The following is an 8,036-nucleotide window of genomic DNA, read 5'->3' as shown; positions in this document are numbered from 1 at the left end:
CCCGGCCCGAACCGGACCTGCGTTGCTCGCGCCCGCAAATGGGCGATGGGCCGGGAAAGGCAACGGTAGAAACGCCGGCGGGCGCGGACAACCGTGCCATATCATTAAACTTAGGAGGTACGGCCCGCGCCCGCTTCCCGACCTTTCACCCTTGAAAGGTCTGTTCTTTGAAATGGCCAGACGGCATTTGCCGGGCGTGGCAATGAATAAGTGCGACCTCAAGCCNGCGTGGCAATGAATAAGTGCGACCTCAAGCCGGCGTCTGGCCATACCGGGGTCCCCGCCAGCGACGAGCGCAGCGAGCGAGCTTAAGGGCGGGGCAAAAGACAATCAGGGCCGCAAGGCAGCGTGGCAACGGTGAAGTGCGCGAGCAATTAGCCCTCCCCTTGCGGGGAGGGTCACAATTAGTCGTTCAGCTTGCCAGCCGGTTCAGGCCCTCGTCCTGCGCATAGGCATGGCCGAAGCGGTTGGCGAGGAAGGTTTCCAGCGCAATCTCCTCCTGACGCACAAAGCCCTTTGCCGGCAAGGTTCCATCCGCCAGCATGTCGAGTACGGCGCAGATGCCGGAAGCGGTGGTGATCTGGATGGCGCTGCGCACATTGCTGCCGACACGGCGGCTGTAAACCTTGTTGGCGTAGGTTTCCTGCATCAGTCGGCCGTTCCTGCGGCCGGACACGGTGACGAAGATAATCACCACATCCTGCATCGTGACGGGAAGGGCGCTTTCGAAAATGTCCTTCAGCACGTCGCGGCGATGGCGCAGGCCGAGATCGTTGAGCAGCGCCTTCATGATCGCGGCATGGCCGGGATAGCGGATGGTGCGGTAGTTCAGCGTGCGTACCTTGCCCTTGAGCGTCTCGCACAGCGTGCCCAACCCGCCGGAGGTGTTGAAGGCCTCATAGGTGACGCCGTCGAGGGAAAACTCCTCGCGTTCCTCCAGCGGCGGCACTTCGATCAGTTCGCCCTCGACGATGGCTTCGCAGGGTTCGCAATATTCGTTGATGACGCCGTCGGTGCTCCAGGTGAGATTGTAGTTGAGCGCGTTGGACGGGTATTGCGGCAGCGCGCCGACGCGCATGCGCACGCTGTCCAGCTCATCGAAACGGCTGGCCAGATCGGCGGCGACGATGGAAATGAAGCCCGGCGCCAGACCGCATTGCGGAATGAAGGCGGTCTTGGCGCCCTTCGCCAGTTCCTTGACGCGGCGCGTGGAGGCCACGTCCTCGGTGAGATCGAGATAATGCACGCCGGCCGCCGCAGCCGCTTCGGCGATGCGGGTGGTGAGGTGGAAGGGGGCGGCGCTGAGCACCGCGAACTTGCCGGCAAGCGCTTCTTCCAGCTTTCCTTCGGCGGTGATGTCGAGTTCGAGCGCGGCAACGCCTGCCGGCAGGTCGAGCGCGGCGAACTGGCCGGCGGCGCGGTCGACCAGGGTGACGCGATAATCGCCGGTCTCGGCCAGCATGGCGGCGATGGTCGAGCCGATCTTCCCGGCGCCGACGACAACGATGTCTTTCATGATGGCGATCTCCTGTTGCCTGCTTCCTGTCTTGAAGATGGCATCTTGCCTGACGAAAGGAAGGATGCGATTGATCGGATCGACGTCGCTTTTTCGGCATTATGACGAAGGGAATCGTTGAAATGTTAAGTTCCGGCGATCAGGCGCTGATAGCCCTGCTGCATGAGAACGCGCGCGCCTCGACCGCCGAACTGGCGCGACGGCTCGGCGTTTCGCGCACCACGGTGCAAAGCCGCATCGAGCGGCTGGAGGCGCGCGGCGTAATCGCCGGCTATGGGGTGCGGCTATCGCGCGATTACGAGCAGGGGCTGGTGCGCGCGCATGTGCTTTTGACCGTGACGCCCAAGCGCGCCGACCGCGTGGTGCGCGATTTGCGGGCGCTGGCGCAGGTGCGCACATTGCATTCGGTAAGCGGCAGCTTCGACATGATCGTGATCGTCGAATCGCCGTCCATCGGCGATCTCGATACGCTGATCGACCGCATCGGCGCCATGGAAGGCGTGGAACGCACGCTGTCCTCGATCATTTTATCGACGCGCATCGAGAGGTGAAAAAGCCGTTTTCAACCCGATAAAGCAAAAACCCCGCCATGCGGCGGGGTTTTCGATGGGTAAGGCTGCCGAAAGCCGTTCTTGAGAATCAGAACGGCGAATCGGGGAAATAGAATTCCTTGGCGTTTTCCTTGGTGACGAGCGTGGCGTCGAGGATGAACGAGCCGCGCACCGGAACCTGGTCGTAGAAATTGGCGGCGGTCAGTTCCATCGCCGTGCCGATCATCGCCGGCGGATAGAGCACGTCGACCGGGATCATCTTGTCGCCGTCCATGACCTTCTTGATCATGTCCTTCGAGCCGGCACCGGCGATGACATACTGGATGTCGGTGCGCTTGGCCTGCTCGATGGCCTGCAGCACGCCGACCGCCATGTCGTCATCCTGGCACCAGACGACGTCGATCTTCGGATATTTGGTCAGGTAGTCCTGCATGACCTTGAAGGCGTCGTCGCGGTTCCAGTTGCCGAACTGCTTTTCCAGCACCTTGACGTTGGAGCCTTCGATCGCCTTGTCGAAGCCGTCCTGGCGCTGCTGGTCGATCGGGATCGGCAGGCCGCGGATGACCACGACCTGGGCGTCCGGCGTGTTGTCCTTGATGTACTGGCCGGCGACCGCGCCGAGCGCGGTGTTGTTGCCGGCGACATAAAGGTCGCGCACCGAATTGTCGTTGTTGGAGGGCGCCCGGTCGACGAGCGTGACGAACGCGCCCTTGTTCTTCACTTCCTTGATGGCGTTGACCAACGGGTCGGGGTCGGAGGGCAGGATGACCAGAGCGTCGATGCCCTGCACCGCCAGATCCTGCACGGCGTTGGCCTGCGAGGCCGCGTCCGGCGAGGTCTTGACGATGACGTTGAGGCCCGGATGCTCTTCCATCATCAGCTTGGCGACGCGCTCGGCGTGGTAGACGACACCGGCCGTCCAGCCATGGTCGGCGGCGGGGATGGAGACGCCGATCGTCACCTTCTTGTCTTCGGCGTGCGAGACGCTCATCAAGGCCGCCATGGCGACGGCAGCCAGGCCCAGTATTCGTTTGCGCATGTTCTTCTCCCTTGGTGAACAGACAGGGGGCTGGTGAATGAAGGCCGGGTGCCCCGCTGCCCGGCCTCGTTGCTATCTGCGCGCCAGCGATCGCTGGACGAGCATGGCAATGATGATGATGGCTCCCTGGATGGCGCCGAGCAGGTACTCGCTGACGAAGTTCGACAAAAGCATGATGTTGCCGACGATCTCGAGGATGAAAGCGCCGCAGATGGTGCCCCAGATCCAGCCCACGCCGCCGCGCAGCGCCGTGCCGCCGACAACGACGGCGGTGATGGCCTGCAATTCCCACATCAGGCCGGTGGTGGCGGAGGTGGAACCCAGACGCGGAATATAGAGCAGGCAGGCAACCGCCACGCACAGACCCTGGATGACATAGGTGATGGTGCGTACGCGGTCGACCGGAATGCCGGAATAGCGCGCGACATCCTCATTGGAGCCGACAGCCAGAACATGGCGGCCATAGCGCGTGCGGTAAAGCACGAAGGCGCCGATGGCGGCGATCACGAAGATGACGATGATCGGCACGGGCACGCCGAGCACCGTGCCGAAATAGGCCGGCCGGTAAAGCGTCTGGATTTCCGACGAGCGCAGCGTGATGGCGCCGCCCTGTGACAGCCAGGTGGTCAGGCCGCGGAAGATGCCCATCGTGCCCAGCGTGGCGATGAACGGTTCGATCCTGCCCATGGTGGTGATCAGGCCGTTCGCCAGCCCGCAGGCCGCGCCGATCAGCAGGGCGAGTGCAACGCCGGCGGCAAGCATCATGGCAGGTGAGGCGATGACGCCGCTGTTCATGAACATGATGGTCAAGCTGGCGACGAAGGCGACCATGGAGCCGACCGAAAGATCGAGCCCGCCCGACGAGATCACGAAGGTGGCGCCGACCGCGATGATGGCGATGAAGGCGCTGCGCGTGATGACGTTGAGCAGATTGTCGATCGACAGGAAGTTCGAATTGGCGAAGGCGCCCAGGACCAGAAGCAGCGCCAGCGCCACGAAGGGGGCGACGGCGGTCAGGTCGATATTGCGCCAGGAGCGGCGCGCGCGGGGTTTGTCTGCTGCGAGGTCGGTCATGGTCTCTCCGCTATGCGGCCTCTTGCGTCTTGACGCCTGTGGCGAGCACGACGATCTTGTCTTCGCTCATCTCGTCGCCGGTCACTTCGCCGACGATACTGCCGGACCGCATGACCAGGATGCGGTCGCAGATGCCGATCAGTTCCGGCATTTCCGACGATACGACAATGACCGAGCGGCCTTCGCCGGCCAGTTTGACGATGAATTTGTAAATCTGTTCCTTGGTGCCGATGTCGATGCCGCGAGTCGGTTCGTCGATGATGACAATGCCGGGATCGAGCATCATCATCTTGGCAAGCAGGAGTTTCTGCTGGTTGCCGCCGGAAAGCTGGCCGGCAAGCAGGTCCTTGCGGCCGGTGCGGATGTCGAATTCACCGATGGCCTTGTCGAGCGCGGCCGCTTCCCTGTCCCGGTCGATTTGCAGGCCGCGCACAAAACGGCCGAGCGCGGCGAGCGTCAGATTGGTGCCAAGGTCCTTGGCGAGCAGCAGGCCCTTTCCCTTGCGGTCTTCGCTCAGATAGACGATGCCGGCCTTCAAACTGGCATCGACATTGGGAAAACGCACCGGCTCGCCGTTCAGGCGGATCGTGCCGCGGCCGGGCCGCAGGCCGACAATGCCTTCCATGAGTTCCGTGCGGCCAGCGCCGACAAGCCCGGCAAAGCCCAGGATTTCGCCCTTGCCGAGCTTGAAGGATGCATTTCGGGCATAGAAGGGCACGGAAAAATCCTCGACCTCGAGAATGGTTTCGCGGTCAGCCGGGGCCTGGTGATCGGGATAGAGCTTGGCGACGTCGCGGCCGACCATCAGCTTGGCCATATCGAGGGGCTGCAAGTCCGCGGCCTGCCGTGTGGCGACGAGCTTGCCGTCGCGCAGCACCGTCACCCGGTCGGCGATCTCCTTCACCTCCTGAAGACGGTGCGAGATGTAAAGCACCGCAGCGCCCTTGGCGCGGATGTCGGCAATGACCTTGAGCAGCGCCTCCGTCTCTATGGGGGTGAGCGAAGCCGTGGGCTCGTCGAAGATGACGACCCGGTGCGGAACCAGCAGCACGCGGGCGATCTGGACAAGCTGGCGCCGGGCGATGGAAAGGCGGCCGACCACCGCCTTCGGGTCTATGTCGGCGCCAAGATCGCGCACGGCCTTGCGGGCGCCTTCGTTCATGGCGCGATCGTCGACCGTCAGTCCATTGCCGATCTCGCGCCCGAGATAGACGTTTTGCGCGACGGTAAGGTCGGGCGCCAGCAATATTTCCTGATGCACGAGCACGATGCCGCGCTGTTCGGCATCGACCGGACCGGTGAGCGCAACCGTCTCGCCATCGATACGCAATTCGCCCCGGCTCGGCTGCAGATGGCCGGCGAGCAGTTTCATCAGCGTCGATTTGCCGGCGCCGTTTTCTCCGATGATGGCGTGCACCTCGCCGGCCCTGACATCGAAGCCGATATCCTTCAGCACCTCGACCGGGCCGAAGGATTTCGACAGCCCGACCGTTTCGAGCAACGGCGCGTCGGATGCGGTCGGGGCAGGGGTGGCGGGATTGCTCATCTGAGCCTGGTCCAGACGTTGCCGCCCTTCGACGAGGCCACGGCGGCCTCGATAAAGCGCATGCCTTCCAGCCCGTCCTCGACGGTGGGATAGATCACGTCGGCGTCGGGTGCCGCACCGGAGCGCGCCGCGCGGATGGCGCGTGCCGCCTCGGCATAGATGGTGGCGAAACCCTCCAGATAGCCTTCGGGATGGCCGGCCGGGACACGGCTGACGCGTGCTGCCTGCGGCCCGGCGCCGGCACCGGCGCGGGTCAGCAACTGCCTGGGCTCGCCGAAGCGGGTGAACCAGAGATAGTTCGGATCGGCCTGCGTCCATTCCAGTCCGCCCTTGGTGCCGTAGACGCGCAGCTTCAGACCGTTCTCATTGCCGACCGCCACCTGGCTCGCCCACAGCATGCCGCGGGCGCCGCCATGATAGCGCAGCAGGATCTGAACGTCGTCGTCGAGAAGCCGGCCGGGCACGAAGGTGGTGAGTTGCGCCAGCAACGCCTCCGTCTCCAGCCCGGAGACGAAAGCGGCGAGATTATAGGCGTGGGTGCCGATATCGCCGATCGAGCCGCCGGCGCCGGAACGTTTGGGATCGGTGCGCCATTCGGCCTGCTTGGAGCCGGAAAGCTCGGCGCGCTCGGTCAGCCAGTCCTGCGGATATTCCACCTGCACGACGCGAATGTCGCCGAGTTCACCGGCGGCGACCATGGCGCGCGCCTGCCGGATCATCGGATAGCCGGTATAATTGTGCGTGAGCACGAAGACCTTGCCGGTCTTTTTCACCAGATCGACCAGCCCCTCGGCTTCCGCCACGGTGGTGGTCATCGGCTTGTCGCAAATGACATGAATGCCGGCCTCGAGAAAGGCGCGTGCAGCCGGTGCATGCACATTGTTGGGCGTGACGATGGAAACGGCTTCGATGCCGTCGGGCCGTGCGGATTCCGCCTTGGCCATCTCTTCATAAGAGCCATAGGAGCGGTCGGGCGCGATGCCGATCTCCGCTGCCGAAGCCTTGGCGCGGGCCGGGTCGGACGACAGCGCGCCCGCCACCAGCGCAAACTGGTCGTCGAGGCGTGCGGCAATGCGATGCACCGCGCCGATGAATGCGCCCTGGCCGCCGCCGACCATGCCGAGCCGGATGCGGTCGCTCTGTGCCTCCTGCCTGCTTCCTTCGATGCCCATGGCATTCTCCCCCTTGTTCTTCAGGCCAGGCCGAGCATTCTGCGGTTGGCTTCTTCATCCGTGCCGGCATCGGCAAAGTCATCGAAAGCGTGCTCGGTCACGCGGATGATGTGGTGCTTGATGAATTCCGCCCCTTCGCGCGCTCCGTCTTCGGGATGCTTGAGCGCGCATTCCCATTCCAGCACCGCCCAGCTATCGAAATCATAGGCGGTGAGCTTGGAAAAGATACCGCCGAAATCGACCTGGCCATCGCCCAGCGAACGAAACCGCGCGGCGCGGTTAACCCAGCTCTGGAAGCCGCTATAGACGCCCTGCCGGCCGGTCGGGTTGAACTCGGCGTCCTTGACGTGGAACGCCTTGATGCGCTCGTGATAGATGTCGATGTAGTCGAGATAGTCGAGCTGCTGCAAAAGCAGATGCGAGGGATCGTAGAGCAGATTGGCGCGGCTGTGGTTCTTCACCCGTTCGAGGAACATCTCGTAGGTGACGCCGTCATGCAGATCTTCGCCCGGATGGATCTCGTAGCAGATATCGACGCCATGCTCGTCGGCATGGTCGAGCAGCGGCGTCCAGCGTCTGGCAAGCTCGTCGAAGGCGGTCTCCACCAGGCCCGCCGGCCGCTGCGGCCACGGATAGATATAGGGCCAGGCAAGGGCGCCCGAGAAGGTGGCGTGCGCGTTCAGGCCGAGATGCTTCGAGGCCTTGATGGCGCGCCGGACCTGATCGATCGCCCATTCGGTGCGCGCCGCCGGATTGCCGCGCACTTCCGGTGCGGCAAAGCCGTCAAAGGCGGTATCGTAGGCGGGATGCACGGCGACGAGCTGGCCCTGCAAATGGGTCGAAAGCTCGGTGATCTCAAGCCCGTGGCTGGCGGCAACGCCCTTGATCTCGTCGCAATAGGTTTTCGAGTCGGACGCTTTCTTCAGGTCGAACAGACGGCCATCCCATGTCGGAATCTGCACGCCCTTGTAGCCCAGCGAGGCCGCCCATTCGCAGATCGCGTCGAAGGAATTGAAAGGCGCCGCATCACCGGCGAACTGCGCCAGAAAAATGGCCGGACCCTTGATCGTTTTCATTCGTTCCTCCCTGCATATGCACTTTCAACCGGCACGGAATTCAAGCCGCTCCGTCGATCACG

At 63.6% G+C, this 8,036-nt stretch carries 7 protein-coding genes; 1 reads left to right on the top strand and 6 read right to left on the bottom strand.

Annotated features, from left to right (window positions below; all coding sequences use genetic code 11):
• Window positions 1-412: 412 nt before the first annotated feature.
• Window positions 413-1,516, bottom strand: coding sequence for a saccharopine dehydrogenase family protein (locus BFN67_RS02865; RefSeq protein ID WP_080918083.1), 1,104 nt, complete (start codon window positions 1,514-1,516; stop codon window positions 413-415).
• A 122-nt stretch (window positions 1,517-1,638) separates the two neighbouring features.
• Here BFN67_RS02865 and BFN67_RS02860 point away from each other — a divergent pair, with 122 nt between their 5' ends.
• Window positions 1,639-2,067 (top strand): Lrp/AsnC family transcriptional regulator, encoded by a 429-nt coding sequence (locus BFN67_RS02860; protein WP_080918109.1) that lies wholly within the window; start codon window positions 1,639-1,641, stop codon window positions 2,065-2,067.
• 88 nt (window positions 2,068-2,155) lie between these two features.
• Here BFN67_RS02860 and BFN67_RS02855 read toward each other — a convergent pair whose 3' ends face one another.
• The 5 genes from BFN67_RS02855 to BFN67_RS02835 form a co-directional block, all read right to left on the bottom strand.
• Window positions 2,156-3,106 (bottom strand): substrate-binding domain-containing protein, encoded by a 951-nt coding sequence (locus BFN67_RS02855; RefSeq protein WP_080918082.1) that lies wholly within the window; start codon window positions 3,104-3,106, stop codon window positions 2,156-2,158.
• 72 nt (window positions 3,107-3,178) lie between these two features.
• Window positions 3,179-4,180 carry an ABC transporter permease gene (locus tag BFN67_RS02850; RefSeq protein WP_080918081.1) on the bottom strand — a complete coding sequence of 334 codons (1,002 nt, stop codon included), beginning with the start codon at window positions 4,178-4,180 and terminating at the stop codon, window positions 3,179-3,181.
• A gap of 10 nt (window positions 4,181-4,190) precedes the next feature.
• Window positions 4,191-5,726: a sugar ABC transporter ATP-binding protein gene (locus BFN67_RS02845; RefSeq protein ID WP_080918080.1), complete on the bottom strand. Its 1,536-nt coding sequence runs from the start codon at window positions 5,724-5,726 to the stop codon at window positions 4,191-4,193.
• On the bottom strand, window positions 5,723-6,898 hold the full coding sequence (locus BFN67_RS02840) for a Gfo/Idh/MocA family protein (RefSeq protein WP_080918079.1): 1,176 nt from the start codon (window positions 6,896-6,898) through the stop codon (window positions 5,723-5,725). The genes BFN67_RS02845 and BFN67_RS02840 overlap by 4 nt, the downstream gene beginning before the upstream one ends.
• A gap of 20 nt (window positions 6,899-6,918) precedes the next feature.
• Window positions 6,919-7,974, bottom strand: coding sequence for a sugar phosphate isomerase/epimerase family protein (locus BFN67_RS02835; RefSeq protein WP_080918078.1), 1,056 nt, complete (start codon window positions 7,972-7,974; stop codon window positions 6,919-6,921).
• Window positions 7,975-8,036 lie beyond the last annotated feature (62 nt).

Origin of the sequence: Manganibacter manganicus, assembly GCF_002075885.1 — a bacterium.
Taxonomy (GTDB): Bacteria; Pseudomonadota; Alphaproteobacteria; order Rhizobiales; family Rhizobiaceae; genus Mesorhizobium; species Mesorhizobium manganicum.
The sequence above is the reverse complement of the archived record's forward strand: the minus strand, read 5'-3'. Positions and strand labels throughout refer to the sequence as shown.

Coding starts and splice junctions, on each gene's coding strand:
- BFN67_RS02855 (WP_080918082.1), bottom strand. CDS start 3,106: ATGCGCAAACGAATACTGGGCCTGGCTGCCGTCGCCATGGCGGCCTTG.
- BFN67_RS02835 (WP_080918078.1), bottom strand. CDS start 7,974: ATGAAAACGATCAAGGGTCCGGCCATTTTTCTGGCGCAGTTCGCCGGT.
- BFN67_RS02845 (WP_080918080.1), bottom strand. CDS start 5,726: ATGAGCAATCCCGCCACCCCTGCCCCGACCGCATCCGACGCGCCGTTG.
- BFN67_RS02865 (WP_080918083.1), bottom strand. CDS start 1,516: ATGAAAGACATCGTTGTCGTCGGCGCCGGGAAGATCGGCTCGACCATC.
- BFN67_RS02840 (WP_080918079.1), bottom strand. CDS start 6,898: ATGGGCATCGAAGGAAGCAGGCAGGAGGCACAGAGCGACCGCATCCGG.
- BFN67_RS02860 (WP_080918109.1), top strand. CDS start 1,639: ATGTTAAGTTCCGGCGATCAGGCGCTGATAGCCCTGCTGCATGAGAAC.
- BFN67_RS02850 (WP_080918081.1), bottom strand. CDS start 4,180: ATGACCGACCTCGCAGCAGACAAACCCCGCGCGCGCCGCTCCTGGCGC.